Genomic DNA, 26,586 nt, shown 5'->3' on the forward strand with positions numbered 1-26,586 from the left:
GCCGAAGGTTGCGATGGACCGCCGGGCGGTCTATCGGGAGCAAAAGACGGATCGACCCCACGAGGAGGCCCATGGCGAGCGACAATCCCAACGCGGCCGGCGGTTCATCCCGTCGCACCCGCACTCCGCCGACCCTCGACCTGAAGGCCGAGGAGATGCGCGCCGAGCCCGGCACCGAAGCCGCGACGCCTGCCCAGGCCGCCGGCGAGACCGCCGCCGAGGCCCTAGGCGAAGCTGCCGCCGAGGGAAGGGCGCCTTCCGCGCCCGGCACCGAATCGCGGGCTCCTGGCGCCGAGGCGCCGGCGGATGTCGCGCCCGCCATGGGAGAGGCCAGCCCGGCCGGCACGCCGGAAGGCGCTCCCTCCGAGGCCGCCTCGGCGCCGGGGCCCGCCGCTCCGGAGGTCCCAAGCCCGGATGCTCGAAGCCCGGATGCCCGAAGCCTGGATGCACCGCGTGCGGAGGCGCCGCGCCGGGGTGGGGCCGGAACGGTGGTCGCGGCCCTGGTGCTGGGGGCGCTCGCCGGTGGCGCCGCCGGCGGCGGTGTGTTCTATTATCTCGCGCAGAATGCGCCACGACCGCCGGCAGTGGACCTTTCTCCGCTTGCCGCCCGCATCGCCGTGCTGGAGGCGCGCCCGGTGGCCGATGGCGCCGCCCTTGCGGCCCTGCGGCAGGGCCTGAGCCAGGCGGATGCCCGCGTCTCTGCCCTCGATAAAGCCGTGTCCGGGCTCAAGGCGGCCCCGGCCGCCGCTGCCCCCGCCGCGCCGAACGTGGATGCGCTGAAGGCGGCCCTCGGCAAGACCGATGGCGCCGTTTCCGATGTCGCCGCGCGGGTGGCCGCGCTGAAGACCAGCCAGGACGGCCTGAAATCCGTCCAGGATGCCCTGCAGTCCGCCGTCGCCGCCGCGGCCTCGGCCGCGCAGCAGGCCCAGACGCAGGCGCAGGTGCTCGGCCCCCGGCTCGACGGTCTCGGCAGCCACATCGACGCGGTGCGCAAGGAAGCGGCCGATGCGGCGAGCGCCGCCGCTGCGATCAACCGCGGCGCGGCCTCCGTGCTGGTGCTCGGCACCCTCAAGCAGTCGGTAGACGCGGGCCGCCCGTTCGCGTCCGAGCTTGATGCCGCGCGTGCCCTGCTGGGTCCGCGCGCGGCGGCGCTGGAGCCGTTCGCCGGCAAGGCGCAGGCGGGTTTCCCGCCCCTGCCGCAGCTCGCCGACCAGCTCGCCCGCACCGGTGGCGCCGCCATCGAGAGCCTCGCCCCCGCGCCCGAGGCGCCGGCGGCGGATGCTTCGCTGATGACGCGCTTCCTCGCGAGCGCCCAGAGCCTCGTGAAGGTGCGCCCCGCCGACGGCGTGGACCCGGAAAGCCTGCGCGGCCTCCTCGACCGCGCGGTGGCCGCCGTGCGCCTCGGCGACATCGCGGGCGCGCTCGCCGCCCTGAGGCAGCTTCCGCCCCCGGTGCAGGAGAAGCTGGCCGCCGTGACGGCCGAGCTCGACGCCCGCCGCCGCGCGGCCGAAGCCGCCACCACGCTCTACCAGCAGGCGCTCGCCGCCATTTCGGGGAAGACGCCGTGACCCGCCTCGTCCTCATCCTCGTTATTCTCGCCGCGCTGGCTTTCGGCGCCTCCTGGATCGCCGACCGGCCGGGCGAGATTTCCGTCGTCTGGCAGGGCTGGCGGGTGGAGACCACGGTGCCGGTGGCGCTCGCCGCCGTCGCGGTGGTGACGGGCGTGATGCTCGCCATCTGGCGGCTGCTCGCTCTGCTCATCGCCTCGCCGAAGCTGCTGGCGGCGCTCTCGCGGCGCAAGCGGCGCGACCAGGGCCTGAAGGCCGTGAGCCGGGGCCTGCTCGCCATCGGCTCCGGCGATGCCGCCACCGCCCGCAAGGCGCGGGCCGAGGCGGCGCGGCTGCTGCCGCACGAGCCGCTCACCCACCTCCTGACCGCCCAGGCCGCCCAGTTCGACAACGACCCCGAGGCCGCCATCGCCGCCTTCACGGCCATGGCCGCGCGGCCGGAGACGCGCCTTCTGGGCCTGCGCGGCCTGCACATGGAGGCACGCAAGGCGGGTGACCGCGCCGCTGCCGCCACTATCGCCGCCGAGGCCGTGGCCGACGCGCCGACGCTCGGCTGGGCGGCGGATGCCGTCATCGAGGCCCATTGCGCGGCCGGCGACTACCGCGCCGCGCGCACGGTGCTGGAACGGCAGATGGCGCAGAAGGGCATCGACAAGGCCCAGTATCGCCGCCGCCGCGCGGTGCTGCTGACCGCCGAGGCCCTGGCGCTGGAGCATTCCGACCCGCTGGTGGCGCGCGAGCTGGCGCAGGAGGCGGTGCGCCTCGCGCCCACCCTGGTGCCCGCCGCCGCGTGCGCCGGCCGGCTCATGGGCGCGGCCGGGGAGCTGAAGAAGGCGGCGAAGATCGTCGAGACCGCTTATGCCGCCAACCCGCATCCCGAGCTGGCGGAGGTGGAGGCGCACCTGCGCCCCGGCGATGCCGCCCTCGATCGGCTGCGGCGGGTGCGGATGCTGGCGGGCAAGGCGCCCGGCCATGTGGAAAGCGCCATCGCGCTCGCCCGCGCCGCCCTCGACGCCCACGAATATGACGAGGCCCGCCGCACCCTGGAGCCGCTGCTGGAGGCGCCCACCCAGCGGGTGTGCCTGCTGATGGCCGAGCTGGAGGCCGCCGAGAACGGCGACGTGGGCAAGGCCCGCGAGTGGACCGCCCGCGCCGTGCACGCCGATCGCGATCCCGCCTGGATCGCCGACGGGGTGGTTTCCGATCACTGGAGGCCCATCTCCCCGGTCACCGGCCGGCTCGATGCCTTCACCTGGGCGGTGCCGCCCGGCGTCTCGGCCGCGCCGATCCTGGAGCATGGCGCGGAGCGGGTGATGGCCGCCATCGCCGCCGTGCGCGCCGGCGAGCAGGCCAAGGCGCTGGCGGAAGCCGCCGCCCGCGCGGCGGAGAGCGAAGCGCTTCACGTCGCCGCTCCGGTTGCCGACCCCGTGGGCGCAACGGACGGGCCAGATGCCGGCAGGCCCTCGGATGAGGATCATCCGGCGGACAAGTCAGCGGCGGACGTCCACACCGAGGACCGTCCGGCCGAGCCGGCGGTGGGGGAGGCCGAGGCCCAGCCACGCCGGCGGGCCGCCGCGCCCATCGTCGCCATGCCGCCCCTGCCGGATGATCCGGGGCCGGGTTCCGAGGAGCCGGAGCCGCCCGCGCCCAAGCGCCGCTTCTTCGGCATCTGAGCGCATCCGCTCCACGCCCCGCGGGTTTGGCCGGAAGCTCATGAAGGCCAAGGGCTCGGGCGGAAAGCGCGCGGGCCCCTGGCAGGAGCGCCGGGGCCGCTGCGAGGGGCACGAATCGAAAAGGCCCCGGCGATGGTTTCGCCGGGGCCTTTTCATGTGCGCGGGGGCTCAGAAGGCGGTGAACAGGGCCTCGTGGTGCTCCACCTGGGGCGGGGCGGCCATGTGCGGCCCGGCGAGCCGGCGCCATTCCTGGAATTCCGGGGCCTCGCGGAAGTGCACCATGTGGTCCTCCACGCTGTCCCAGGTCACCACCAGGAAATAGCGGTTCGGCGCTTCCACCGAGCGCTCCAGCCGGAGGCCCCGGCAGCCGCGCGAGCGCTGGAAGAAGGGCGCGGCTTCCTTCACCGCCGCCTCGAAGGCCGCGCCGGCGCCGTCCTTCACCTCGATGGTTGCGACCTCATAGACCATGCTGACATCCTCGGTTGCGGCGGCCCGGCGCCGCCGGCCCCTTCATATACCATCGGCCCCGGTCTTTGACCGGTGCCAAGTGGGCCCGCTCAAGCGCCGCGCGGGCTTTGGCATTGCATGATCCGGCCCCGCCGCGCGTTGCCGCCCCGCCCGCGCGGCTTGCAATGGGGCGGCGAACGCGGCACACCGGTGCGGTTTTTCCCACCAGCATTTCGAGCGCGCCCATGGCCCATTGGCTCTACAAATCCGAACCCTTCAAATGGTCCTGGGACATGCAGGTGAAGGCGGGCGAAAAGGGCACCCACTGGGACGGCGTGCGCAACCACCTCGCCAAGCAGCAGATGCTGGCCATGAAGGTGGGCGACACCGGCTTCTTCTACCACTCCAACGAGGGCAAGGAGATCGTCGGCATCGTGGAGGTCATCAAGGAGGCCTATCCCGACCCCTCCGACCCCACCGGCAAGTTCGTGATGGTGGACCTCAAGGCGGTGAAGCCGCTGGAGCACGCCATCAGCCTCGCGACCATCAAGGCCGATCCGCGCTTCCAGGACATGGCGCTCATCAAGTATTCCCGCCTCTCGGTGCAGCCGGTCACCGACGAGGAGTGGGCGATTCTCTGCGCCATGGGTGGCGTGTGAGCCGCGCCATCGCCGACCCCGCCGCCTTCATCCGCGCCGAGACGCGCCTTCGCCCCACCGCCCTGGTGCCGGAGATCTCGCTGCATGTGGCGGATGAGGCCGTGCCCATCTGGCATCGCACCGAGGAGGAACTGGGGGAGATGGGCCTGCCGCCGCCGTTCTGGGCCTTCGCCTGGGCGGGCGGGCAGGCGCTGGCGCGCCACGTGCTCGACCATCCCGAGCTGGTGGCGGGGGAGGATGTGCTTGATTTCGCCTCCGGTTCCGGGCTCGTGGGCATCGCCGCCATGAAGGCGGGGGCGCGGCGCGTCACCTGCGCGGATGTCGACGGCTTCGCCCTTGCCGCCATCGCCCTGAACGGCGAAGCCAATGCCGTGACCCTCGCGCCGATGGGAGAGGACCTCATCGGCCGCGACCTTGGCTGGGGCACGGTGCTCGCCGGCGACATCTGCTACGAGAAGGATCTGGCCGAGCGGGTGTATGCGTGGCTGCTGGCGCTCTCCCGGCGCGGGGCGCGGGTGCTCATCGGCGATCCCGGCCGCACCTACCTGCCCAAGGACCGGCTGGAGCAGCTCGCCGAGTACCATGTTCCGGTAACGCGCGAGCTGGAGGACATGGAGATCAAGCGCACCTGCGTCTGGCGTCCGCGCGCGGGGGCTTAAAGTTCAGGCGCGGCGCGCCACCAGCGCGGAGCCCGCCACCACCAGCCAGCCGGCGATCATGAGGCTGCCGCCGAACGGCGCGCTGCCGCCGAAGAGCTTTGCCTCCAGCAGGGCGCGGGAGGAGAGATCGCCGCAGAACAGCACCGCGCCCAGCACCAGCGCCGAAGCCCCGAGGCGCAAAGGCACCCCGCCCCGGCCGATCTGCAGCGCCAGCGCCGCCAGCGCGGCCACGGCGGCGGCATGCAGGATCAGGAAATAGGCGGCGGTTTCCAGCATGGTGCCGCCGCCCACATGGGCGGAGACGGCCGCCGCCGCGACGCCGCTGGCGCCCATGAGCCCCGCCAGCAGGAGCAGGAATCGTATCCACAGATCCATCGCCGCGATACCTCCACATGAATGTCGTTATAGGGCGCTAGCACCGGCGGGGAAATCGGCCGGGAGGCCGCAGGCGCGGCGCGAAGGATATGCACCCAAAGTCGGGCTTCCGGGTGCCTTGTGGAGCGGGATGGAGGCCAGCATAATCCCGCCAAATAATGGCGAACCCAAATCGCCGAAAACCAAAGATTGCAGGCGCCACGATCCGTGCTCACGGCGACGCGCAGGCGGTGGAAATAACCAAGGTTGCGGGCCGGCCGGCCCGCTGGAGGGAGGCAAAAGCCATGTCCGATAAAGTCTATGATGTGCCGTCCATCTGGGCCGAGAAGGCTTATGTGGACGATGCCCGCTACAAGGCCATGTATGCCGCCTCCGTCGAGGATCCGAACACCTTCTGGGGCGAGCACGGCAAGCGAATCGACTGGTTCCACCCCTACACCAAGGTGAAGAACACTTCGTTCGATCCCGGCCACGTCTCCATCAAGTGGTTCGAGGACGGCATCACCAATGTCGCCTACAACTGCGTCGACCGGCACCTGGAAGCGCGTGGCGACCAGCCCGCCATCATCTGGGAAGGCGACGGCCCGGACGAATCGAAGGTCATCACCTACCGCGAGCTCTCCACCGAGGTGAACAAGCTCGCCAACGTGCTGCGCAACCGCGGCGTGGAGAAGGGCGACCGCGTCACCATCTACCTGCCGATGATCCCCGAGGCGGCCTATGCCATGCTCGCCTGCGCGCGGCTCGGCGCCGTCCATTCCATCGTGTTCGGCGGCTTCTCTCCGGACAGCCTCGCGGGCCGCGTCTCGGACTGCGGCTCCAAGGTCATCATCACCGCCGACGAGGGCCTGCGCGGCGGCCGCAAGGTGCCGCTGAAGGCCAATGTGGACGCGGCCATCAACCAGATCGGCGGCGACAGCGTGGACCACGTGATCGTGGTGCGCCGCACCGGCGGCAAGGTGGACATGACCCCCGGCCGCGACGTCTATTACGATGACGCCGCCGCGCAGGTGACCGACGAGTGCCCGCCCGCGCACATGCACGCGGAAGACCCGCTGTTCATCCTCTACACCTCCGGCTCCACCGGCAAGCCGAAGGGCGTGCTGCACACCACCGGCGGCTATCTCGTCTATGCGTCCATGACGCATCAGTACATCTTCGACTATCACGACGGCGATGTTTACTGGTGCACGGCCGACGTGGGCTGGGTGACGGGTCACTCCTACATCGTCTATGGCCCGCTCGCGAACGGCGCCACCACGCTGATGTTCGAGGGCGTGCCCAACTATCCCAGCACCTCCCGCTTCTGGGAGGTCATCGACAAGCACAAGGTCACCATCTTCTACACCGCCCCCACCGCGATCCGTTCGCTGATGCAGGGCGGCGAGGAGCCGGTGAAGAAGACCTCGCGCGCCTCCCTGCGCCTGCTCGGCTCGGTGGGCGAGCCCATCAATCCCGAGGCGTGGGAGTGGTATCACCGCGTGGTGGGCGATGAGCGCTGCCCCATCGTCGACACCTGGTGGCAGACCGAGACCGGCGGCATCCTCATCACCCCGCTGCCCGGCGCCACCAAGCTGAAGCCCGGCTCCGCCACCCGCCCGTTCTTCGGCGTGCTGCCGGAAGTTGTGGATGCCGAGGGCAAGGTGCTGAACGGCGCCTGCGAAGGCAACCTCGTGATCGCCGACTCGTGGCCGGGCCAGATGCGCACGGTCTACGGCGACCATGAGCGCTTCGAGCAGACCTACTTCTCCACCTATCCAGGCAAATACTTCACCGGCGACGGCTGCCGCCGGGACGAGGACGGCTATTACTGGATCACCGGCCGCGTGGACGACGTCATCAACGTCTCCGGCCATCGCATGGGCACGGCGGAGGTGGAAAGCGCCCTCGTCGCCCATCCGAAGGTGTCCGAGGCGGCGGTGGTGGGCTTCCCGCACGACATCAAGGGCCAGGGCATCTACGCCTACGTGACCCTGATGGACGGCGAGGAGCCGACCGAGGAGCTGCGCAAGGAGCTGGTGGCCTGGGTGCGCCGCGAGATCGGCCCCATCGCCTCGCCGGACCTGATCCAGTTCGCGCCGGGCCTGCCCAAGACCCGCTCGGGCAAGATCATGCGCCGCATCCTGCGCAAGATCGCCGAGGACCAGTTCGAGAGCCTGGGCGATACCTCGACCCTCGCCGACCCGACGGTGGTGGAGGATCTCATCACCAACCGCCAGAACAAGCGCGACGCGGCGGCCTGAGGCTACTCTTCGCAAGCGTGCGTGAACCGGCCGGCGCCCTTCGGGGCGCCGGTTTCGTTTTCGGCGGGGCGCTGCCGTGGTGCGCAAAAAAAGAGGGCGGACCGGTTATGCGCCGATCCGCCCAGGTGGAAGCGTTCCTGAAACTCGAAACAAGATCTCGAAGGTGCCGTGCTGATCGCCTTCGAGGGAAAGGGACGGGGCCTGGAGCAATTCCAGCGAAAGTGTGCGGCGGTTGCCGCGCGCCGATGCGAGCGGAAAAGCCTCTAGTGACGGCTGATGGCGACGGTGTATTCGCCCGCGCGCACCCGCTCGGACAGGCGCTCGACGAATTCGGCGCAGGCCTCCTCCCCGTAATCGGCGACGAGATTCCGCAGGGCCATGAACAGCGCCGCCTGCACGAGGCAATCCTCTTCCAGGCCGTCGCGCACGGCCTCCACCCAGGCCTCGTTCAGATAGGTCAGAGCCACGTGGCGATCGTCCGCCGCCATGTCCGCGATATCGGGAAGGTCGATGGCTAGGTTCGGCAGTGTGGACACGTCTTGGCCTCCGGCCGCGCGCTGGCGGCGACAGCAAGACATTACCACGGTGCGCGGCATGTGAATGCCAATTCTAACCAAAAGGTTAACGGGCATCGGGACCGTTAATCAGTTGCCGCCGTAGCGCACCACGATCTCGTGGGCGAGGCGCGCGCCTTCCTCCAGCTGGCGCTCCACGGCCGAGCGCGCGGCGGGCGTGCAGCCGCGATAGACCTGCGCGAAGCTGGAATAGCCGCGGTTGAAGGAGGCGATCATCTTGCCCTTGCGCGCCTCGGAGGGCTGCTCGGTCTCGATCAGGACCGCCATCTCGTCGCGCCAGCGCTGCGCCTCGGCCGTCGCGCCACACAGGGGGCGCAGATAGTGCAGGCCGCCGAGGATCTCGGCGAGCCGCAGCAGGTCGTCGTCATAGGGCGGCGCGGCCCCCTCGGCCATGGGCGCAGCGGCGGCGGAGCCCATGGCGCCGAGCGGCGCAGGGGCGAGCGGCGCGGCCAGCAGCCCGGCCAGAGCGAGAATCGGAAGGTGGCGGCGGATGCGCATGGCTCGTCCAGGGGTTCGCCCCTGTGGTGCGACCTTCCGTGGCCGGGGTCAAGGGCGAGCTGAAGGCGCCCCGCGCGCTCAGCTCTTGAGCCGGTCGAAGGTGGAGGCCATCTCCTCGCGGCTCACCACGTCCAGCGCCACCGCCGCGAAGGGGTCTGCGCCGGCCGCGAACGCGGCCTCGCAATCGGGGCGGGCGAGGGCGATCTTCAGCGCCGCCACCAGATCATAGAGCCCCCAGGCGAAGCCGGCGTCGCGCATGGCGGATTGCAGGGCGTTCTGCACCAGCCCGCGCACCGTGCGGTGCGGCTCGGAGACGGGCACGTTGTCGAGCCCGCCCTTGAGCGCGGAGACGCAGGATTCCTCGTCGAACGAGGCATGCCCGCGGCAGGCGAGGGGGCGCACCGGATAGATCACGCAGATGCCCTCGGCCAGGAACGGGCACTCGCGCACCAGCGCCATGGGCCGCACGTTGCCGGAGGGCTCCACGAAATCGGCGGCGCCGTAGAGGCGGCCCACCAGATCGATGCCAACGGTCTTGAAGCCGGATGCCATGCCGCGCACGTAGCGGGCCACCATCAGCACCTCGGGGGCGGTGGCGGCCACGAGGATCTGGCAGCAGGTGCCGCAGCCCTTGCGGCAGGCGAGCTGGGGCAGCTCGCGCGTCTGCTCCTCCACGTTGCGCTCGAAGCTGCTGAAGGCCTGCATCCAGAGGCGGTCGAGAAGGTCGGGCCGGGTCCGGTGGGCGGCGAAGGTTTCGAGGAAGCCGCTGTGCTGGGCCTTGAAGAAGGCGAGCGGGCCTTCAGCTTCCGCGGCCTCTTCCGCGCTCTGGGCAATGGGCACGATGAACCTCCAGGCAACAAAATGATCGATCCGCAAAACGCAAACGAACCTCACGCCGAAGCCCGTTTTGATCTGGCGCAAATATTTCGCCCCAAGGCGGGCACGAACAATTCGGGGAAAGTGCGTAGACGGCGAAGGGCGTGCGGCTGGACCTCGGCGGCGGTTTCGCGTGCCGCGCCGGGCGGCGTGCGCCTTGAGGCCGCGCGCGGCGCCTTGTGGGCTTTGCACGCCGGTGCTATGCGGCGCGGATGACCGCCAGCGCCCAGAAGAACATCCGCAACTTTTCCATCGTCGCCCACATCGACCATGGGAAGTCGACCCTCGCCGACCGCCTGATCCAGATCACCGGCGGGCTCTCCGAGCGCGAGATGACGGACCAGGTGCTCGACAACATGGACATCGAGCGCGAGCGCGGCATCACCATCAAGGCGCAGACGGTCCGCCTCTCCTACAAGGCGCATGACGGCGAGACCTATACGCTGAACCTCATCGACACCCCCGGGCACGTGGACTTCGCCTATGAGGTGAACCGCTCGCTCGCCGCCGTGGAGGGCTCGCTGCTGGTGGTGGACGCCTCCCAGGGCGTGGAGGCGCAGACGCTCGCAAACGTCTACCAGGCCATCGACAACAATCACGAGATCGTGCCGGTCCTCAACAAGGTGGACCTGCCCGCCGCCGAGCCGGAGAAAGTGAAGGCGCAGATCGAGGACGTGATCGGCCTCGACGCCTCCAATGCCATTGGCATCTCCGCCAAGACCGGGCTCAATGTCGATCAGGTGCTGGAGGCCATCGTCACCCGCCTGCCGGCGCCCATGGGCGACCGCGACGCGCCCCTGAAGGCGCTGCTGGTGGATTCTTGGTACGACACCTATCTCGGCGTGGTGGTGCTGGTGCGCATCGTCGATGGCGTGCTGAAGAAGGGGCAGCACATCAAGATGATGGGCTCGGGCGCGGCCTATGACGTGGACCGCGTGGGCGTGTTCACCCCCAAGATGGTGGCCATGAGCGAATTGGGGCCGGGCGAGATCGGCTTCCTCACCGGCTCCATCAAGGAGGTGGCGGACACCCGCGTGGGTGACACCATCACCGAGGAAAAGCGCCCGTGCGACGAGGCCCTGCCGGGGTTCAAGCCGGCGCAGCCGGTGGTGTTCTGCGGCCTGTTCCCGGTGGATGCGGCGGACTTCGACGACCTGCGCGCCGCCATGGGCAAATTGCGCCTCAACGACGCCAGCTTCTCCTTCGAGATGGAGACCTCGGCCGCGCTGGGCTTCGGCTTCCGCTGCGGCTTCCTGGGCCTTCTACACCTGGAGATCATTCAGGAGCGGCTGGAGCGCGAGTTCAACCTCGACCTCATCGCCACCGCGCCCTCGGTCATTTACGAGATCGAGATGACGGACGGCTCCGTGATCGACCTGCACAACCCGGCCGACATGCCGGACGTGGTGAAGATCAAGGAGATCCGCGAGCCCTGGATCCGCGCCACCATCCTCACGCCGGACGACTATCTCGGCGCGGTGCTCAAGCTGTGCCAGGACCGGCGCGGCAACCAGATCGAGCTGACCTATGTGGGCGCCCGCGCCATGGTCACATATGACCTGCCGCTCAACGAGGTGGTGTTCGACTTCTACGACCGGCTGAAGTCCATCTCCAAGGGCTACGCCTCGTTCGACTACCAGATCACCGAATACCGCACCGGCGATCTCGTGAAGATGTCGATCCTGGTGAATGCCGAGCCGGTGGACGCGCTCTCCATGCTGGTGCACCGCACCCGCGCCGAGGCGCGCGGGCGGGTGATGTGCGAGAAGCTGAAGGATCTCATTCCCCAGCACCTGTTCCAGATCCCGATCCAGGCCGCCATCGGCGCCAAGATCATCGCCCGCGAGACGATCCGGGCGCTGCGCAAGGACGTGACCGCCAAGTGCTATGGCGGCGACATCACCAGAAAGCGCAAGCTCCTGGAGAAGCAGAAGGAAGGCAAGAAGAAGATGCGCCAGTTCGGCAAGGTGGAGATTCCGCAGGAAGCCTTCATCGCCGCGCTGAAGATGGACGAGTAGATTTGATGAGTGTGGCTTTGGACTAAATCTGCATGCGACAAATGTGAGTCTGCATAACTAAATCGTCATCAATTTTTAGTTGAATAAATTTTGTGCGCAATCTATGTTTGGACATATACAGCACGAATCTCGGATTCGTGTGTCCGGAGGCATTGATGAGCGGCGAGCAGATTGGCGCATTTGATTCGGTTTCTGTTCTTGAGGCCGATGATGAAGGGGAACTCGAGTTTTCGGGAGAGAGAAAAGTTATCCTTGAGAAGGCAGATCGTAGTCTATTTGAGTTGCATAGATGGTATAAAAACGGTCGAATTGTTGTCGATCCCGAATGGCAGAGAAATTATGTTTGGAAAAACTCGATGGCTTCGAAGCTTATCGAGTCTTTCCTGATTGATATACCCGTCCCTGTAATTTACTTGGCAAAAACTAAGGATGAAAAATACGAAGTTATAGATGGATTGCAAAGATTGACGTCTATTTTTCGATTTATGAATAATGAAATAGAGCTCCAAAAAATGGAGCTACTACCTGATTTATCTGGAAAATTTTTTAAAGATATCGGAGCAAAATATCAGGACAAGTTGGAAACATCTGTTTTGCGCTCATTTGAGCTTGCAAGTACGTCTAGTGACGTACACTTCATTGTGTTTGAGAGAATAAATACAGGAAGTGTCAAGCTTAATGATATGGAGATTCGAAATTGCTTATTTCGTGGGCCGTTAAATAATCTACTGAAGGAGCTTTCAACTAATGGAGATTTTGTATCAACTTTAAATCAGCGTCTTTATAGTGATAGAATGCAAGATCGCGCTCTGGTTTTGCGTTTTCTGGCATTTTATGAAAGAACTTATCTCAAATGTGACCACGGCCTAAAAAGATTTCTAAACGAATTTTTGGAAACATATCGGAGTGCGGGGGGAGATAAAATTGATGAATATAGAAAAGTTTTCTCAAAATGTATGCGTGCATGTCTAACTGTTTTTGGACGTTCGGGTTTTCGCCTGAAGTCTGATGTAGCTAAACCAAATTCTAAAAGTTCTGGGGAATGGTCGACAAGGCCTAATGCGGCGATTTTTCAGGTAATGGCTACGTCATTTGCAAAATATGATCTAGGTGCAATTACGAGGGCTTCAGATGCAATTTACGAAGAGTATGTTGATTTAATCAATACGGATCAGTTGTGGGTTGATCGTGTTAGGCGTGCAACTGGGGAAACTACGCGTCTTTTTTATACATTCGAAACTTGGAACAATCGGCTTTCTGAAGTTATGAAAAATCGCGATGGAAATGATAAGGTTCGTGTTTTTTCAAAAAATTTAAAAATGGAACTGTTTGAACGTAACTCAACGTGCGCAATTTGCAATCAGAAGATCATGTTGATTGATGATGCAGCAATGGATCATGACGTGCGATACTGGGATGGTGGAAAAACGGTGCCAGAAAATGCACAATTAGTGCATAGACACTGTAATCAAAAGAAGGGCTGACGATGTGGGCGTGCCAGGGCCTCAAGGAAGCTGGTGCCAGTTTGCATTTATTCAATTCTCTGATGTAGTGCAAACGCATGTAGACCATGGCGCCGTGGCATTCGGTCACCTTGGTTGAACCAGCAGAGCACCAGTTGCTGCCCTCGAAGCATATCACTTGATGGTCGCGCTATCCGTCGCATTGCCGTCTGGCGTGTGACCGCGACTTGCTGCACTGTTCACGCATCGCACGGCTTCGGCCGGTCAGCGGGAGAACGAGCCATGGCGAAGTTCGAGGTCTTCAAGGACAAGGCGGGCGAGTTCCGCTTCCGCTACAAGGCGTCCAATGGGGAGATCATGTTCTCCTCGGAGGGCTACAAGGCCCGGGCCTCGGCCCTCGACGCCATCGAATCCATCAAGAAGAACGCCCCTGGCGCCACGGTGGACGACCAGACCAGGGGCGAGGCGGCGAAGCCGGCTTGAGCCGGGCGCTCCCGTCCCCGCGGCGGGGCCGGGAGCGGCTTCCTCAGTGCGGCTGGGCCGGCATGTAGGGCGCGAGGGCGTGGGCGAGCTTGGCGGGCGTGAGGGTCTGCAGCCACACGTTGCCGGGCCCGCGCAGGCGCGCCAGGAACAGCCCGTCGCCGCCGAACAGCACGTTCTTCACCCCGGCGATGGTGGTGATCTCGAACGACACGCTCTCCTCGAACATGCCCACATGGCCGGGATGCACCAGCAGCTCCTGGCCCGGCTGCAGGGTGTAGCTCACGATTTCCCCGCCCAGCTCCACGAAGGCGCTGCCCGAGCCGGTGAGATGCTGGAGCACGAAGCCGTTGCCGCCGAACACCCCGGCGCCCAGGGACTGCTGCACCCCCACCGCGAGCGAAAGCCCCAGCGACCCCGCGAGGAAGCCGTGCCGGTGGATGAGGAAGCCGCGGCCGGGCGCCACCTTGGCCTCGATGATATTGCCGGGCACGGTGGCGGCGAACGCCGCCAGCCCCTCGCCGCCCTCCGCCACGAATTCGGTCATGAACAGGCCGCCGCCGGAGATGGCGCGGCCGATGGCCGAGAACAGCCCGCTCGCGCCGCCGGTGGCGGCGGTGGTGCGCATGGAGACATTGGGCGTCATCCAGGAGAGGCGGTCGGGCTCGGCGAGCACGCCCTCTCCCGGCTCCAATGTGAATGTGACGATGGGAAGGGTGGTGCCGGTGATCTCGCTGCGCATGGCGTCCTCGCTCACGACGGGGCGCGGCGGCCGGAAGGGGGCGTGCCGCCGGCCCAGACAAGCAGCATCGCGGCGTGGCGGCAACGCGGCCGGCGGCGGTGTTCGCGGCTGTTCCCTGCGGTATCACGCCACGGCGCGCCGGAGGCGGCGCGTGCTTTGATGCGGCTTGTGCCGTCGGCACGGCCTTTCGGCGAGGGGGACTTATGGCCTGCATCCGCTTTCCGTTCATGGCCCGGCCGCTGACGCGGGCCTTGCTGGCGCTCGCAGCCGCCGGAAGCGCCTTCTGGGGTGGCGCCCTTCCGGCGCGTGCCGCCTCGCCCGGCGCCGCCCAGCCGGTGGCGTTGCGCTATCTGAACGCGCCGCCGGACGGCGAGCCGCTGCTGCGCAGCCCGCAGCTCGGCCTCTCCATCAACGGCGGCTGGCGCCGGGCGGTGATGGACACGGGCTCCACCGGCATCGTCATCTCCGCGAGCGCCATTCCCGGCTGGCAATCGCTGCCCGACCTGGGGCCGGGTACGCTCACCTATTCCAGCTCCGGCCGCGTGATGGTGGGGCGCTATGTGGAGGCGGCCGTGACGATCAAGGGCGCGGACGGCGCCAGCCTCACCACCCGGCCGCTGCCGGTGCTTGCCGTCACCCGCATCGACTGCCTGGCGACCGCGCGCGACTGCGAGCCCAGCGCGGCGCCGGAACATGTCGCCATGCTGGGGGTGGGCTTCGCCCGCGAGAGCGATCACCAGAGCGGAGGCACGCCCGAAAAGAACCCCTTCCTCAGCCTGCCGGGCATGGGCGCGCCGGGCGGCCCGGCCGGGCCGCTGGGGCGGGGCTACATCGTCTCGCGCACGGGCGTGCAGGTGGGGCTTTCACCCGCCGCCGGGACGGGCTTCACCCGCGTGGCGCTGGCGCCGGGCAGCGTTCCCGGCGAGTGGCAGGCGGCGCCGGCCTGCTACGCCCTCGCTGGCCGCACCCCGCCGGCGTGCGGCACGATGCTGGTGGACACGGGCGTCGTCCGCAGCTTCCTCACGGTGCCGGAGGCGGAGTTCGCGGACCTGCTCGTGCCCGATGGCGCGCCCCGGCTCGCCGACGGCACACGCGTGGATGTGGAGCCCGCGCCCGGTGCCGCCGCGCCCCGCTACGGCTACACGGTGGGCGACTGGATGAATCCGGTGGCGCCGACGGAGGTGATCGTGGTGCGGCGCCCCGGCAAGCCGGCCTTCCTCAACACCTCCGTGCGCTTCCTGAACGCTTACGACTATCTCTACGATGCGGAGGGCGGCGCGGTCGGCTTCCGGGCGCTCCGCTACTGAGGCCGAGGGCCAAAGCCCACATGGCACCGGTCGGGACCGGGGCCGATGACATGAGCGGCAGCTGGACACGCCCGGCGGAAGCGATCACCCTCCCTTCCAGGTCCCGGGGCTGCCCCAATTTTCCCCCGGGGGAGAAACGCATTGCCATGTCCACGCTCACTGACGCGTCGCCGACGTTCCGCATTCCGTTCGACAATTCCTATGCCCGCCTGCCGGAGAGCTTCTTCGCTCCGGCCCGGCCGACACCGGTCGCCGCGCCGCGCCTCGTGAAGCTCAACACCGCCTTGGCGGAGGAGCTGGGGCTCGACCCCGCTGCGCTCTCCACGCCCGAGGCGGTGGAGATGTTCGCTGGCGTGCGCGTGCCCGAAGGGGCGACGCCCATCGCGCTTGCCTATGCGGGGCACCAGTTCGGCCAGTTCGTGCCGCAGCTTGGCGACGGGCGCGCCATCCTGCTCGGCGAGGTGATCGACCGGGCGGGGCGGCGGCGCGACATCCAGCTCAAGGGCGCCGGTCCCACGGCCTTCTCCCGCCGTGGCGACGGGCGCGCGGCCCTCGGCCCGGTGCTGCGCGAATACATCGTGAGCGAGGCCATGGCCGCCCTCGGCGTGCCTACCACGCGCACGCTCGCCGCCGTCACCACCGGCGAGCCGGTGTGGCGCGAGCGGGCCCTGCCGGGCGCGGTGCTCACGCGCGTGGCGGCGAGCCACATCCGCATCGGCACCTTCCAGTTCTTCGCCGCGCGCAAGGACGTGGAGGGCCTGCGCACGCTCGCCGACTATGCCATCGCGCGCCATTATCCCGAGCTTGCCGCCACCACGCGGCCCTATGCCGGGCTGCTGGAAAAGGTGATGGAACGCCAGGCGGCGGTGGTGGCGCGCTGGCAGCTCATCGGCTTCATCCACGGGGTGATGAACACCGACAATATGTCCATAGCCGGCGAAACAATAGACTACGGACCCTGCGCCTTCATGGATGCGTACCACCCTTCGACCGTGTTCTCGTCCATCGATTACATGGGCCGCTACGCCTACAAGAACCAGCCGCAGATCGCCCACTGGAACCTCGCGCGCCTGGCCGAATGCCTCATTCCGCTGCTGAACGCGGAGCGGGAGCCGGCGGTGGAGGAGGCGAACGCGCTGCTGGGCACCTTCCCGCGCCGCTTCGAGGCGGCCTACCACGCGGGCCTGCTGGAGAAGATCGGCCTTTCCGGCGGCACGGCGGAGGATGTGGCGCTGGCGCTGGAGCTGTTGCAGGTGATGCAGGCGGGGAAGGCGGACTTCACCCTTCTCTTCCGCCGCCTGGGCGCGGCCGCGGAAGGCACCGAGGGCCCCGACCCGGCGCGCGACCTGTTCCTCGATCGCGAGGCGTTCGACGCCTGGGTGGAGCGCTGGCGGGCGCGGCTCGCGCAGGCGGGGCGCGACGGCGCCGCCGTCCGGGCCGCCATGGACCGCGTGAACCCCAGGTACATTCCGCGCAACCATCAGGTGGAATGGGCGCTGGAGGCGGCGGTGGACAACGCCGACTACGCCCCGTTCGAGGAGCTGCTGGGCGTGATCCAGAGGCCCTACGAGGAGCAGCCGCGCTTTTCCGCTTATGCCGATCTGCCGCCGGAGATGAAGGACTACCAGACCTTCTGCGGGACGTGAGGCCACGGACCCGGTTCCTGACCGGTACCCAAGCAGCTTTCGCTTGAACGCCGCGTGGGGGCTCCGAAGGCCGGTGGGCGGGACCGGGCCGAGGGCGGGGGAGGCCGGGCGCCTCCAGCCAAAAGAAAAGGGCGCGGCCGAAGCCGCGCCCTTTTCTTTTTTCACAGACCGACGGGGCGGCTGGATCAGAAGTCCACGCCGCCACCGAAGCCGGCCCAGCCGGCTTCGGCACCCGAAGTCTCGGTCGGCAGGGACGTCCTCAGAAGTCCATGCCACCCATGCCGCCCATGCCGCCGCCGGGCATGGCGGGGAGGGCCGCGTCCTTCTTCGGCAGCTCGGCCACGAGGGCTTCGGTGGTCACCAGCAGGCCGGCCACGGAGCCGGCGTCCTGCAGCGCGGTGCGCACCACCTTGGCGGGGTCCACGACGCCGGCGGCGACGAGGTCCACATATTCCTCGGTCTGGGCGTTGAAGCCGAAGTTCGGATCGGTCGCCTCGAGCACCTTGCCCACCACGATGGAGCCTTCCACGCCGGAATTCTCGGCGATCTGGCGGATCGGGGCCTCAAGGGCGCGCAGCACGATCTTGATGCCGGCCTTGATGTCGGCGTTGTCGGAGGTGAGAGCCTCCACCGCGGCCTTGGCGCGCAGCAGGGCCACGCCGCCGCCGGGGACGATGCCTTCTTCCACCGCGGCGCGGGTGGCGTTGAGCGCGTCGTCCACGCGGTCCTTCTTCTCCTTGACTTCCACTTCCGTGGAGCCGCCCACGCGGATCACGGCCACGCCGCCGGCGAGCTTCGCGAGACGCTCCTGGAGCTTCTCACGGTCGTAGTCGGAGGTGGTGCCTTCGATCTGCGCCTTGATCTGGGCGACGCGCGCCTCGATGTCGGCCTTCTCGCCGACGCCGTCGACGATGGTGGTCTTCTCCTTCTCGAGGATGACCTTCTTGGCGCGGCCGAGCTGGGCGAGGGTCACGTTCTCGAGCTTGATGCCGAGATCCTCGGAGATCACCTGGCCGCCGGTGAGGATGGCGATATCCTCCAGCATGGCCTTGCGACGATCACCGAAGCCGGGAGCCTTCACCGCCGCGACCTTCAGGCCGCCGCGCAGCTTGTTGACCACGAGGGTGGCCAGGGCCTCGCCCTCGACGTCCTCGGCGACGATCACCAGCGGACGGCCGGACTGCACCACGGCCTCGAGGACCGGGAGGATCGGCTGGAGGCCGGAGAGCTTCTTCTCGAAGATGAGGATGTAGGGCTCTTCCAGGTCGGCGATCATCTTCTCCGCATTGGTGATGAAGTACGGAGAGAGATAGCCGCGGTCGAACTGCATGCCTTCGACCACGTCGAGCTCGGTGTCGGCGGTCTTGGCTTCCTCGACGGTGATGACGCCTTCGTTGCCCACGCGCTGCATGGCGCCGGCGATCATCTCGCCGATGGACGAGTCACCGTTGGCGGAGATGGTGCCCACCTGCGCCACTTCGGCGGAGGAGGAGACCTTCTTGGAGCGGCCCTGGATGTCCTTGAGGGCGGCGGCGACGGCGATGTCGATGCCGCGCTTCAGGTCCATCGGGTTCATGCCGGCGGCAACCGCCTTGGCGCCTTCCTTCACGATGGCCTGGGCCAGCACGGTGGCGGTGGTGGTGCCGTCGCCGGCGAGGTCGTTGGTCTTGGAGGCGACCTCACGCACGAGCTGGGCGCCGAGGTTCTCGAACTTGTCCTCGAGCTCGATCTCCTTGGCGACGGAGACGCCGTCCTTGGTGATGCGCGGGGCGCCGAACGACTTCTCGATCACCACGTTGCGGCCCTTGGGACCCAGGGTCACCTTCACCGCGTTGGCGAGGATATCCACGCCGCGCAGCAGCTTCTCGCGCGCGTCGGCGGAAAACTTCACTTCTTTGGCAGCCATTTCGGCCTCCTGACTTGAATTTCTAAACGACCGGAGGGGTCACATCACCCGGCGACGACGCACCCGGCGGCGGCCCCCTGGCGACGACTCACTTGGCGATGACGCCGAGGATGTCGCTTTCCTTCATGATGAGCAGGTCCTGGCCGTCGATCTTGACCTCGGTGCCGGACCACTTGCCGAACAGCACGCGGTCGCCGGCCTTCACGTCGAGGGCAATGAGCTTGCCGGCTTCGTCGCGCGCGCCGGGACCCACGGCCACCACCTCGCCCTCCTGGGGCTTTTCCTTGGCGGTGTCGGGGATGATGATGCCGCCGGCGGTCTTCTGCTCGGCTTCGATGCGCTTGACCACCACGCGGTCGTGCAGGGGACGGAAGGACATGGGTCTATTCCTCTCGGAACATGGATTTGCCGCGGCTCGCGCCGCTGCCCAGACTGCTGGCACTCTCCGAAGCGGAGTGCCAAGCTCGCCGGGGAGATAAGCGCGCCTCCCCGCTCCGTCAAGGCGGGCGGCTGAAACTCGCTGCGCGCGGGGGTGGGATACGAACCGGTAACCGGCGCCGCGTAAAGTCGATTTCCGAAGGCCGGCGAGGCGGTTCGCCCCGCGCGGCGGCAGCCGGCACGAAGCATTATCGACGCCGCGGGGATGAGCAGTTATGGTCGGCGCGCCGGCCGGCACCCGTGTGGGCGATGGCAAGGACCGGAGTTGAGACGGCGGAGGCCTCGGAATATCCCATGAACATCACGCTTGCACGATCGAACGCGCGCTCCGGGAAGTCCTCTCGCGCCGGCCTCGCCGGGGTCGCCGCCACCGCGCTGGCGCTGACGCTCGCTGCCTGCAGCACCACGCCTTCCGAGCCGCCGCCGCCCGCAAGGCCGGTGTTCACCAGCCCCATTCCGCCGGATCGCCTCGTGGGCCGCTGGGGCCTTGCCGCCTACCACCGCCCCGATGACGCCGGCCGCACCGAGACCCAGGCCAAGGCCCAGTGCTCGAATCCGTATGTCATCACCGCCGGCACCGGCGGGGGCGTGATGATGTATCTCGCGGACGACAACAAGCTGACCGAGGTGGTGTCGAAGCAGGTGGGCAACGGCCCCATCTTCCTCGGCCCGCCCGACGAGCCCGCCGGCGCCCAGACCGACCGCCAGGTGATGCGCTTCGACGGCAACGTTCTAGTGCTGCGCTGGGTCGATTCCGAGGTCGCCAAGCGCTACGGCACCATGGTCTACGTGCGCTGCAGCTGATGTGAGAAAGGCCGGCGCCCGAGGGCGCCGGCCTTTCTTGAATCTCACGCTTCGCGACAAGGGACGCGCCGCGCGCGGCAGATGAGCGGCAGGCCCGCGGGGCGCCGCCGCTCTCCCGGCTTCAGTCTTCCTTGTAGCCGAGCTGCTGGATGCCCTGCTCCGCCCCGTAATACTTGTAGGGCAGGAACTTGCCGGACATGGAGATGGCGACGCGGTCTCCCTTCTCGTTGGCCTCGCGGGCGATATCCATGTTGAAGTCGATGGCGGACATGATGCCGTCGCCGAACTCGTCCTCGATCAGCGCCTTGATGGCCGGGCCGTTCACCAGGATCAGCTCGTAGAAGCGATAGATGAGCGGATCGGTGGGGGGCATGGGGGTGCCGCGCATGGGCACCTCGTTCAGCATCCGCTCCTCCATCTCGGAGAGGCCGAACAGGGTGGCGGCCTTCTTGGCCAGGGGCTTCACCAGCTTCATCTGGCCCAGCAGGGCGCCGGTGACGAGGATGGGCGAGATGCCGCCGATCTGCTCGCAGATGTACTTCCAGCTCCAGCCCTTCTCGCGCTTGATATCGAGAATCTTCTCGGTGAGCTGCTCACGCTTCATTTTCGTCTCCACGCTTGGATGTCGGATGTCGGAGAGTGTGCCGGCGCCGGCGTGACCGTCGGCGAGCGGGGTCCTCGCGCCTCAGTCGCGGCCGGCGGCTGCGGCGGGAAAGCGGATGGTGTTGGCGGCCTCGACGGCCGCCGCCGCGCGGGCGGCGGCTCCGAGCCTGACGAGGGGCGGACGGCGGGTGTCGTAGCCGGTGGGCTTCTCGTCGCGGAAGGTGCGGCTGCGGCTCACCAGGAAGTCCACGAGGTGGTTGCGCACCGTGTAGTAGTCCTCGTGGCGGTGGATGCTGTCGCGGGCGCGGTCCTTGGGCAGCGGGTTCTCCACCACCTCGGCCACCATGGCCTCGGGGCCGTTGGTCATGAGCACGATCCGGTCGGCGAGGTAGATGGCCTCGTCCACGTCGTGGGTGATCATCACCACGGTCTGCCCGGTGGAGATGCAGATGCGGCGCACCTCATCCTGCAGCGTGCCGCGGGTGAGGGCGTCGAGGGCCGAGAAGGGCTCGTCCATGAGCAGGATCTTCGGCTCGATGGAGAGGGCGCGGGCGATGCCCACGCGCTGGCGCATGCCGCCGGAGAGCTCGGCCGGCTTCTTCGCCTCGCTGCCCTTGAGGCCCACGAGCTCGATGAACCGGCGGGAACGCTCCTCCACCTCCGCCTTGCCCGCCTTGCGCCAGCGGGAGGAGACCGCATAGGCGACATTGCCGAGCACGCTCTTCCAGGGCAGCAGCGCGTGGCCCTGGAAGATCACGGCGCGGTCGAGGCTGGGGCCGGAGATGGCCTGCCCGTCCACGATCACCGCGCCCTCGGAGGGCGTCTCCAGCCCCGCCAGGATGTTGAGCACGGAGGTCTTGCCGCATCCCGAGTGGCCGATGATGCACACGAACTCGCCGCGCGGCACCTGGAGCCACAAATTCTCGAAGATGGTGGTCTCGCCGCCCTCGCGCCGGGGATAGCGCCGGGCGATGCCCTCGATGGAGATGAATTTGCTGTCGGTCTCGCCCATGGCGCTCACTCCGGGAAGGTCACGCGCCGCTGGAGGCGCGCCAGGATGAGATCGAGGACCATGCCCACGAGGCCGATCAGCAGGATGCCGACGATCACGTTGGAGATGGACAGGTTGTTCCACTCGTTCCACACGAAGTATCCGATGCCGGTACCGCCCACGAGCATCTCCGCCGCCACGATGACGAGCCAGGCGATGCCGATGGAGATGCGCATGCCGGTGAGGATGGTGGGGGCGGCCGCCGGCAGGATGACCGTGAACGCCCGCCGCCACGCGCCCACCTCCAGGGTGCGGGCCACGTTCAGCCACTCCTTGCGCACCGCGCCAACGCCGAACGCCGTGTTCAGCAGCATCGGCCACACCGAGCAGATGAAGATGACGAACACGGCCGAGAGGTTGGAATCCTTGATGGTGTAGAGGGCGAGCGGCATCCAGGCCAAGGGCGAGATGGGTTTCAGCACCTGGATGAACGGGTCGAGCGCCCGATAGGCCAAAGGCGACATGCCGATGAGGAAGCCGAGCGGCACCGCCACCAGCACCGCCAGCCCGTAGCCGATGGCGACCCGGCCGATGGAATAGAGGAGCTGGAGGCCCAGCCCCTTGTCGTTGGGCCCGTTGTCGTAGAACGGGTCCTTCATGGCATCCCAGAGCTTGTGCGCCACATCGAGCGGCCCCGGCATGGCGGACTGGGCCCCGGCCGTGGTGATGCCCATGAGCTTCGCATATTCCGGGTCGAGGGCCGGCCCCGAGCTCGCGCTCGGGGTGACGGCGATCTGCCAGGCGAGGCAGAAGGCGAGGAACAGCACCACCGACAGGATGCCGGCGCGCACGCCGAGGCTCTTCATCGCGTCAGCTCCGCTTGATGGCGAAGGAGTTGAGGTATTGCTCGGGCTGGGCCGGGTCGAACACCTTGCCCATGACCGAGAAGCTCTTGGTGGTGGCGGCGGGCGGGGTGAGGCCCATCTCCTTCATCACCTTGGCCGCGTCGGTGGCGAGGAAGACCCGGTTGGCGATGCCCTGGTAATCGACCTCGCCCTTCACCTGGCCCCAGCGCTTCATCTGGGTCAGCATCCACACCGCGAAGCTTTCCCATGGGAAGGGATCGAAATCGATGCGGTTCGGGTCGTCCTTGATTTGGCCGAGGCCGTTCGCATACTTGCCCACCAGCACCTGCTCCAGCACGATGGGCGGGGCGTTGAGGTAGGCGGCCGGGGCGATGGCCTCGGCGATGGCCTTGCGGTTCTCGGCCTTGGAGGCATAGCCGGTGGCATCCACGATGGCCCGCAGCAGCGCCGCATAGGTGTTGGGCATGGTGGCCATGAACTCGCGGCTGGCCGCGAACGAGCAGCAGGGGTGCCCGTCCCACATGGACTTCGACAGCGAATGGATGAAGCCCACGCCGTCATAGACCGCGCGCTGGGCCACGTTGTCGGGGGCCAGGAAGCCGTCGATGTTCTCGGCGCGCAGGTTGGCCACCATCTCCGGCGGCGGCACTACGCGCAGCTGCACGTCCGTGTCCGGGTCCAGGCCGTTCTCGGCCAGGAGATAGCGCAGTAGGTAGTTGTGCATGGAGAAGTCGTAGGGAATGGCGAGCTTCATGCCCTTCCACGACTTCACGTCCATCTTGTCCTTGTGCTTGATGCCGAGGGTGAAGGACTGCCCGTTGATGTTCTCGATGGCCGCCGCCACGAACGGAATGGGGTTGGAGCCGAGCCCCTGGGAGATGGCCAGCGGCATGGGCGCCAGCATGTGGGCGGCGTCGTATTCCTTGTTGATGGTCTTGTCGCGGATCACCGCCCAGCCGGCGGTCTTCACCACGTCCACGTTGAGACCGTGCTTGGTGTAGAAGCCCATGGGGTGCGCCATGATGATGGGGGTGGCGCAGGTGATGGGGATGAAGCCCACCTTCAGGTCGGTCTTCTCCGGCTTGCCCGTGTCGGCGAAGGCCTCGGTCGCCGCGTCCAGGGGGAAGAAGGTGGCGAGCGCGGCGGCGGCGGTGGAGGCGCCCACAGCCTTCAGGAAGGCGCGGCGCTTCATGTCCTGCGGGAACAGCGCGCGCATGAGGCCGGAGGCGACCACCTCCCGGTAGCGGGTTTCGTCGTCGAGGTTCCCCGCCCGCTCGGCCGCCAGGTGCGCCTCCGCGCTTTCATGGCGCCCGCAGGCGCACCGCCCCGACAGCTTCGACTTTGTTGAGAACGGGTTCGAGAACATCGACATCGACAGATCTCCTGGGGGCTGAAACGGGAAAGCGCCGCACGCTTCGCAACAGGCGTGCCAGCGGGTGACGCTGGGTCGGCTCAGGCGGGGGCGGGGGCGGCCAGGGCGCGGCGCGCCAGCATGTGGCTTTTGGGATCGTTGACGGAGCACACGGCGATCAACCGCTCGCCCGCGAAGTACCGCACGCTGAAGCGCCCGGCGGCGATGTCGCCCTCGCATTCGGTGCGGGTGAAGCCGTCCAGCAGGCCGGCGATCTGCAGCTTCACATCGTATTGATCGGACCAGAACCAGGGCACCGGATCATAGGTGACGGCGGCGCCGGCGATGCTCTTCGCCGCGGCCTTTGCCTGATCGATGGCGTTCTGCACGGATTCCAGGCGCACCCGCCGCCCATAGAGCGCGCTCGGGAAGGAGGCGACGTCGCCGATGGCATACACGTCCGCGATGCTGGCGCGCGCCTGGGCATCCACCTTGATGCCGTTGTCGAGGGCAATGCCCGCTTCGGCGGCAAGCTCCGTGTTGGGCACGGCGCCGACGGCGCTGAGCACGAGATCGGCCGGCAGCACCCGGCCGTCGGAAAGCTCGACCCCGCTCACCCGGTCCGTGCCGACGAGGCGCGCGACCCCCGTGCCGGTGAGGAGGGTCACGCCGTGGCCTTCGTGCAGGGCGCGGGCGAAATCGGAGATGGTGGCGCAGGCGACGCGGGCGAGCAGGCGCGGCTGGCCTTCCACCAGCGTCACCTCCAGCCCGAGCTTCCGCGCCTTGGCCGCCACCTCCAGGCCGATGTAGCCGCCGCCGATGATGACGAGCCGCGCGCCCGCCACCGCCCCGGCGCGGAAGCGCTTCACGTCGTCGATGGAGCGGATGGAATGGACGCCGGGCAGGTCCGCCCCCGGCACCGGCAGCGCGCGGGCGCGGGTGCCGGTGGCGAGGATGAGCGTGGAATAGGGCCGGCGCGCGCCGCCGGCCAGCTCCACCGCCTTCTCTGCCGGCAGCAAGCGGGTGACGCGGGTGTCGAGATGCACCTCGACACCGCTCTCCGCATAGAATCTGGGAGCCTTCAGCTCCAGCCGCTCCTCGCTCATCTCGTCGCCCAGATAGGCCTTGGAGAGGGGCGGGCGCTGGTAGGGCAAATAGGGCTCGTCGCCATAGAGCGCGATGTCGCCGGCGAAGCCTTCCGCGCGCAGGGAGGCGATGGCCTGGGCCGCGGCCTGGCCGGCTCCGACGATGGTGAGGGGCGCGCTCATGGGGTGTCTCCTGGATGGCAGAGGGGAGGCATCGCCTCGCGCATTTCCCCGCGTCTTGGAAACGGGGAAATGCTCCGGATTCTCGAGCCGACGCGTTTTCTTCACGCGAACCGGTTTCCACTACGCTCGAAAACCCTCTCGGTGCCGCACGGGGGCGCCGCGCGGCGGATCGGGACGCAGCGGGATCGGCCGAGGCTGCGCCGCCCCGGCCGGGGCCGCAAGGGCGGCCGCGCCCGCGACGTTCAGAGGGCGGCGGCCGGGTGCCCTTCCTCGATGGGCAGGGCGGGGTCGCGCGACCACTCGTTCCATGAGCCGAAGTACATCTTCACGTCCTTCACCCCCGCCTCCTTGAGGGCCAGGAAGGTGTTGGACGCCCGCGCGCCCTTGAAGCAGTAGAGATAGACCGGCGTCTCGGGAGAGATGCCCACGGTCGCGCACTCGGCCAGGATCTCGGGCGCGGACTTGAAGCGCGGGCCCTCTCCCGTGGGCTTCATCATGCGGTACCACTCGATCCAGACGGCGCCGGGGATGCGGCCCTTGCGCGGGCAGAAGTCCTTGCCATAGGGCGAGGAGCTTTCGCCGATCCACTCGTCCACGTCGCGCACGTCGAGCTTGGCGACCTTGGGGTCGGCCACGGCGGCGAGCATGGCGGCTGCGTCGATGACGACCTCGCCGGCCGCCTCGTCCACCGGGAAGGCGGCGGGGGCGGGGCTCGGCACCTCGGCGCTCACCGGCAGGCCGGCGGCGCTCCAGGCCGCGAAACCGCCGTGCAGCACCCTGATCTTCGGATAGCCCAGGAAGGTGAGCAGGAAATAGCCGCGGCAGGACTGGCCGAAGCCCGAGGCCATGGACTGCTCGTAGATCACCGCCGTCTCGGCGCCGGAAAGGCCGGCCTTGCCGAAGGCATCGGCGAACTTCAGCCGCAGCTCCGCATGGCCCTCCGGGGTGGAGGTGGCGAGATAGGTGAAGATCTCGTTGAGGTTCACCGCCCCCGCGATGTGCCCCGCCGCATAGCTCGCGGCATCACGGGTGTCGATGACCACCGTGGGCTCGGACGACATGAGGGTGGACAGTTCGGACGGCGTAATCAGCACTCCGCTCATGGTAATCCCCTCTGGAAATCAGGCTGA

At 67.7% G+C, this 26,586-nt stretch carries 25 protein-coding genes; 11 read left to right on the forward strand and 14 right to left on the reverse strand.

Annotated elements, in window-relative coordinates:
- Nucleotides 1–71 precede the first annotated feature (71 nt).
- On the forward strand, nucleotides 72–1,568 hold the full coding sequence (locus V5F75_RS11095) for a hypothetical protein (RefSeq protein ID WP_394034909.1): 1,497 nt from the start codon (nucleotides 72–74) through the stop codon (nucleotides 1,566–1,568).
- Entirely contained in the window at nucleotides 1,565–3,241 is a 1,677-nt protein-coding gene (locus tag V5F75_RS11100; RefSeq protein WP_394034910.1) for a heme biosynthesis protein HemY, read from the forward strand. Before V5F75_RS11095 ends, V5F75_RS11100 begins: the two co-directional genes overlap by 4 nt.
- 168 nt (nucleotides 3,242–3,409) lie before the next feature.
- Here V5F75_RS11100 and V5F75_RS11105 read toward each other — a convergent pair whose 3' ends face one another.
- Nucleotides 3,410–3,709: an antibiotic biosynthesis monooxygenase family protein gene (locus V5F75_RS11105; protein WP_394034911.1), complete on the reverse strand. Its 300-nt coding sequence runs from the start codon at nucleotides 3,707–3,709 to the stop codon at nucleotides 3,410–3,412.
- A gap of 224 nt (nucleotides 3,710–3,933) precedes the next feature.
- On the opposite strand from V5F75_RS11105, the gene V5F75_RS11110 reads away from it, so the two are divergent.
- Complete coding sequence (locus V5F75_RS11110) at nucleotides 3,934–4,347, forward strand: EVE domain-containing protein (RefSeq protein ID WP_394034912.1); 414 nt, start codon at nucleotides 3,934–3,936, stop codon at nucleotides 4,345–4,347.
- Nucleotides 4,314–5,006 (forward strand): 50S ribosomal protein L11 methyltransferase, encoded by a 693-nt coding sequence (locus V5F75_RS11115; RefSeq protein WP_509212059.1) that lies wholly within the window; start codon nucleotides 4,314–4,316, stop codon nucleotides 5,004–5,006. The genes V5F75_RS11110 and V5F75_RS11115 overlap by 34 nt, the downstream gene beginning before the upstream one ends.
- 3 nt (nucleotides 5,007–5,009) lie before the next feature.
- Here V5F75_RS11115 and V5F75_RS11120 read toward each other — a convergent pair whose 3' ends face one another.
- Nucleotides 5,010–5,381 (reverse strand): DUF423 domain-containing protein, encoded by a 372-nt coding sequence (locus tag V5F75_RS11120; protein WP_394034914.1) that lies wholly within the window; start codon nucleotides 5,379–5,381, stop codon nucleotides 5,010–5,012.
- A 284-nt stretch (nucleotides 5,382–5,665) separates the two neighbouring features.
- Here V5F75_RS11120 and acs point away from each other — a divergent pair, with 284 nt between their 5' ends.
- Entirely contained in the window at nucleotides 5,666–7,624 is a 1,959-nt protein-coding gene (gene acs, locus V5F75_RS11125; protein WP_394034915.1) for an acetate--CoA ligase, read from the forward strand.
- Between the two features lie 263 nt (nucleotides 7,625–7,887).
- Here the strand turns inward: acs and V5F75_RS11130 are convergent, their stop codons facing one another.
- From V5F75_RS11130 to V5F75_RS11140, 3 genes are all read right to left on the reverse strand, one after another.
- Nucleotides 7,888–8,160: a hypothetical protein gene (locus V5F75_RS11130; protein WP_394034916.1), complete on the reverse strand. Its 273-nt coding sequence runs from the start codon at nucleotides 8,158–8,160 to the stop codon at nucleotides 7,888–7,890.
- Nucleotides 8,161–8,268: 108 nt separating this feature from the next.
- A complete protein-coding gene (locus V5F75_RS11135) occupies nucleotides 8,269–8,697 on the reverse strand; it encodes a TIGR02301 family protein (protein WP_394034917.1) in 429 nt (142 codons plus the stop codon).
- A gap of 78 nt (nucleotides 8,698–8,775) precedes the next feature.
- Nucleotides 8,776–9,537 (reverse strand): YkgJ family cysteine cluster protein, encoded by a 762-nt coding sequence (locus V5F75_RS11140; RefSeq protein WP_394034918.1) that lies wholly within the window; start codon nucleotides 9,535–9,537, stop codon nucleotides 8,776–8,778.
- A 248-nt stretch (nucleotides 9,538–9,785) separates the two neighbouring features.
- On the opposite strand from V5F75_RS11140, the gene lepA reads away from it, so the two are divergent.
- The 3 genes from lepA to V5F75_RS11155 all read left to right on the forward strand — a co-directional run bounded on the left by lepA (nucleotide 9,786) and on the right by V5F75_RS11155 (nucleotide 13,537).
- Nucleotides 9,786–11,591, forward strand: a complete 1,806-nt coding sequence (lepA, locus tag V5F75_RS11145) for a translation elongation factor 4 (protein WP_394034919.1) — start codon at nucleotides 9,786–9,788, stop codon at nucleotides 11,589–11,591.
- A gap of 155 nt (nucleotides 11,592–11,746) precedes the next feature.
- Nucleotides 11,747–13,075 carry a GmrSD restriction endonuclease domain-containing protein gene (locus V5F75_RS11150; RefSeq protein WP_394034920.1) on the forward strand — a complete coding sequence of 443 codons (1,329 nt, stop codon included), beginning with the start codon at nucleotides 11,747–11,749 and terminating at the stop codon, nucleotides 13,073–13,075.
- Between the two features lie 261 nt (nucleotides 13,076–13,336).
- Nucleotides 13,337–13,537, forward strand: coding sequence for a YegP family protein (locus tag V5F75_RS11155; RefSeq protein ID WP_394034921.1), 201 nt, complete (start codon nucleotides 13,337–13,339; stop codon nucleotides 13,535–13,537).
- 43 nt (nucleotides 13,538–13,580) lie between these two features.
- Here the strand turns inward: V5F75_RS11155 and V5F75_RS11160 are convergent, their stop codons facing one another.
- On the reverse strand, nucleotides 13,581–14,276 hold the full coding sequence (locus V5F75_RS11160; protein ID WP_394034922.1) for an AIM24 family protein: 696 nt from the start codon (nucleotides 14,274–14,276) through the stop codon (nucleotides 13,581–13,583).
- A 203-nt stretch (nucleotides 14,277–14,479) separates the two neighbouring features.
- On the opposite strand from V5F75_RS11160, the gene V5F75_RS11165 reads away from it, so the two are divergent.
- Nucleotides 14,480–15,583 (forward strand): hypothetical protein, encoded by a 1,104-nt coding sequence (locus V5F75_RS11165; protein WP_509212060.1) that lies wholly within the window; start codon nucleotides 14,480–14,482, stop codon nucleotides 15,581–15,583.
- Between the two features lie 146 nt (nucleotides 15,584–15,729).
- On the forward strand, nucleotides 15,730–17,229 hold the full coding sequence (locus V5F75_RS11170; protein ID WP_394034924.1) for a protein adenylyltransferase SelO: 1,500 nt from the start codon (nucleotides 15,730–15,732) through the stop codon (nucleotides 17,227–17,229).
- 259 nt (nucleotides 17,230–17,488) lie between these two features.
- Here the strand turns inward: V5F75_RS11170 and groL are convergent, their stop codons facing one another.
- Both groL and groES read right to left on the reverse strand, forming a co-directional pair.
- The gene (gene groL, locus V5F75_RS11175) at nucleotides 17,489–19,135 is read right to left on the reverse strand and encodes a chaperonin GroEL (protein WP_394034925.1); all 1,647 of its coding nucleotides are present in this window, start codon (nucleotides 19,133–19,135) and stop codon (nucleotides 17,489–17,491) included.
- 88 nt (nucleotides 19,136–19,223) lie between these two features.
- Entirely contained in the window at nucleotides 19,224–19,514 is a 291-nt protein-coding gene (gene groES, locus V5F75_RS11180; RefSeq protein ID WP_394034926.1) for a co-chaperone GroES, read from the reverse strand.
- A 353-nt stretch (nucleotides 19,515–19,867) separates the two neighbouring features.
- Here groES and V5F75_RS11185 point away from each other — a divergent pair, with 353 nt between their 5' ends.
- Nucleotides 19,868–20,377 carry a hypothetical protein gene (locus V5F75_RS11185; RefSeq protein WP_394034927.1) on the forward strand — a complete coding sequence of 170 codons (510 nt, stop codon included), beginning with the start codon at nucleotides 19,868–19,870 and terminating at the stop codon, nucleotides 20,375–20,377.
- A 121-nt stretch (nucleotides 20,378–20,498) separates the two neighbouring features.
- Here V5F75_RS11185 and cynS read toward each other — a convergent pair whose 3' ends face one another.
- The 6 genes from cynS to V5F75_RS11215 form a co-directional block, all read right to left on the reverse strand.
- Nucleotides 20,499–20,981, reverse strand: a complete 483-nt coding sequence (gene cynS, locus V5F75_RS11190; RefSeq protein WP_394034928.1) for a cyanase — start codon at nucleotides 20,979–20,981, stop codon at nucleotides 20,499–20,501.
- 81 nt (nucleotides 20,982–21,062) lie between these two features.
- Nucleotides 21,063–21,992, reverse strand: a complete 930-nt coding sequence (locus V5F75_RS11195) for an ABC transporter ATP-binding protein (RefSeq protein ID WP_394034929.1) — start codon at nucleotides 21,990–21,992, stop codon at nucleotides 21,063–21,065.
- A 5-nt stretch (nucleotides 21,993–21,997) separates the two neighbouring features.
- Entirely contained in the window at nucleotides 21,998–22,837 is an 840-nt protein-coding gene (ntrB, locus tag V5F75_RS11200) for a nitrate ABC transporter permease (protein ID WP_394034930.1), read from the reverse strand.
- Nucleotides 22,838–22,841: 4 nt separating this feature from the next.
- Nucleotides 22,842–24,209: a CmpA/NrtA family ABC transporter substrate-binding protein gene (locus tag V5F75_RS11205; protein WP_394034931.1), complete on the reverse strand. Its 1,368-nt coding sequence runs from the start codon at nucleotides 24,207–24,209 to the stop codon at nucleotides 22,842–22,844.
- Nucleotides 24,210–24,289: 80 nt separating this feature from the next.
- Entirely contained in the window at nucleotides 24,290–25,456 is a 1,167-nt protein-coding gene (locus V5F75_RS11210; RefSeq protein ID WP_394034932.1) for an NAD(P)/FAD-dependent oxidoreductase, read from the reverse strand.
- 242 nt (nucleotides 25,457–25,698) lie between these two features.
- Nucleotides 25,699–26,559 (reverse strand): sulfurtransferase, encoded by an 861-nt coding sequence (locus V5F75_RS11215; protein WP_394034933.1) that lies wholly within the window; start codon nucleotides 26,557–26,559, stop codon nucleotides 25,699–25,701.
- Between the last annotated feature and the right edge of the window lie 27 nt (nucleotides 26,560–26,586).

The sequence above is a fragment of the Xanthobacter albus genome (genome assembly GCF_043194895.2).
In the GTDB taxonomy this organism is placed as follows: Bacteria; Pseudomonadota; Alphaproteobacteria; order Rhizobiales; family Xanthobacteraceae; genus Xanthobacter.

Excerpts from the sequence above, each read along its gene's own strand:
- V5F75_RS11095 (WP_394034909.1), top strand. The coding sequence starts at position 72 with ATGGCGAGCGACAATCCCAACGCGGCCGGCGGTTCATCCCGTCGCACC.
- V5F75_RS11105 (WP_394034911.1), bottom strand. The coding sequence starts at position 3,709 with ATGGTCTATGAGGTCGCAACCATCGAGGTGAAGGACGGCGCCGGCGCG.
- V5F75_RS11110 (WP_394034912.1), top strand. The coding sequence starts at position 3,934 with ATGGCCCATTGGCTCTACAAATCCGAACCCTTCAAATGGTCCTGGGAC.
- V5F75_RS11120 (WP_394034914.1), bottom strand. The coding sequence starts at position 5,381 with ATGGATCTGTGGATACGATTCCTGCTCCTGCTGGCGGGGCTCATGGGC.
- acs (WP_394034915.1), top strand. The coding sequence starts at position 5,666 with ATGTCCGATAAAGTCTATGATGTGCCGTCCATCTGGGCCGAGAAGGCT.
- V5F75_RS11135 (WP_394034917.1), bottom strand. The coding sequence starts at position 8,697 with ATGCGCATCCGCCGCCACCTTCCGATTCTCGCTCTGGCCGGGCTGCTG.
- lepA (WP_394034919.1), top strand. The coding sequence starts at position 9,786 with ATGACCGCCAGCGCCCAGAAGAACATCCGCAACTTTTCCATCGTCGCC.
- V5F75_RS11150 (WP_394034920.1), top strand. The coding sequence starts at position 11,747 with ATGAGCGGCGAGCAGATTGGCGCATTTGATTCGGTTTCTGTTCTTGAG.
- V5F75_RS11155 (WP_394034921.1), top strand. The coding sequence starts at position 13,337 with ATGGCGAAGTTCGAGGTCTTCAAGGACAAGGCGGGCGAGTTCCGCTTC.
- V5F75_RS11160 (WP_394034922.1), bottom strand. The coding sequence starts at position 14,276 with ATGCGCAGCGAGATCACCGGCACCACCCTTCCCATCGTCACATTCACA.
- V5F75_RS11165 (WP_509212060.1), top strand. The coding sequence starts at position 14,480 with ATGGCCTGCATCCGCTTTCCGTTCATGGCCCGGCCGCTGACGCGGGCC.
- V5F75_RS11170 (WP_394034924.1), top strand. The coding sequence starts at position 15,730 with ATGTCCACGCTCACTGACGCGTCGCCGACGTTCCGCATTCCGTTCGAC.
- groL (WP_394034925.1), bottom strand. The coding sequence starts at position 19,135 with ATGGCTGCCAAAGAAGTGAAGTTTTCCGCCGACGCGCGCGAGAAGCTG.
- groES (WP_394034926.1), bottom strand. The coding sequence starts at position 19,514 with ATGTCCTTCCGTCCCCTGCACGACCGCGTGGTGGTCAAGCGCATCGAA.
- V5F75_RS11185 (WP_394034927.1), top strand. The coding sequence starts at position 19,868 with ATGAACATCACGCTTGCACGATCGAACGCGCGCTCCGGGAAGTCCTCT.
- cynS (WP_394034928.1), bottom strand. The coding sequence starts at position 20,981 with ATGAAGCGTGAGCAGCTCACCGAGAAGATTCTCGATATCAAGCGCGAG.
- V5F75_RS11195 (WP_394034929.1), bottom strand. The coding sequence starts at position 21,992 with ATGGGCGAGACCGACAGCAAATTCATCTCCATCGAGGGCATCGCCCGG.
- ntrB (WP_394034930.1), bottom strand. The coding sequence starts at position 22,837 with ATGAAGAGCCTCGGCGTGCGCGCCGGCATCCTGTCGGTGGTGCTGTTC.
- V5F75_RS11205 (WP_394034931.1), bottom strand. The coding sequence starts at position 24,209 with ATGTCGATGTTCTCGAACCCGTTCTCAACAAAGTCGAAGCTGTCGGGG.
- V5F75_RS11210 (WP_394034932.1), bottom strand. The coding sequence starts at position 25,456 with ATGAGCGCGCCCCTCACCATCGTCGGAGCCGGCCAGGCCGCGGCCCAG.
- V5F75_RS11215 (WP_394034933.1), bottom strand. The coding sequence starts at position 26,559 with ATGAGCGGAGTGCTGATTACGCCGTCCGAACTGTCCACCCTCATGTCG.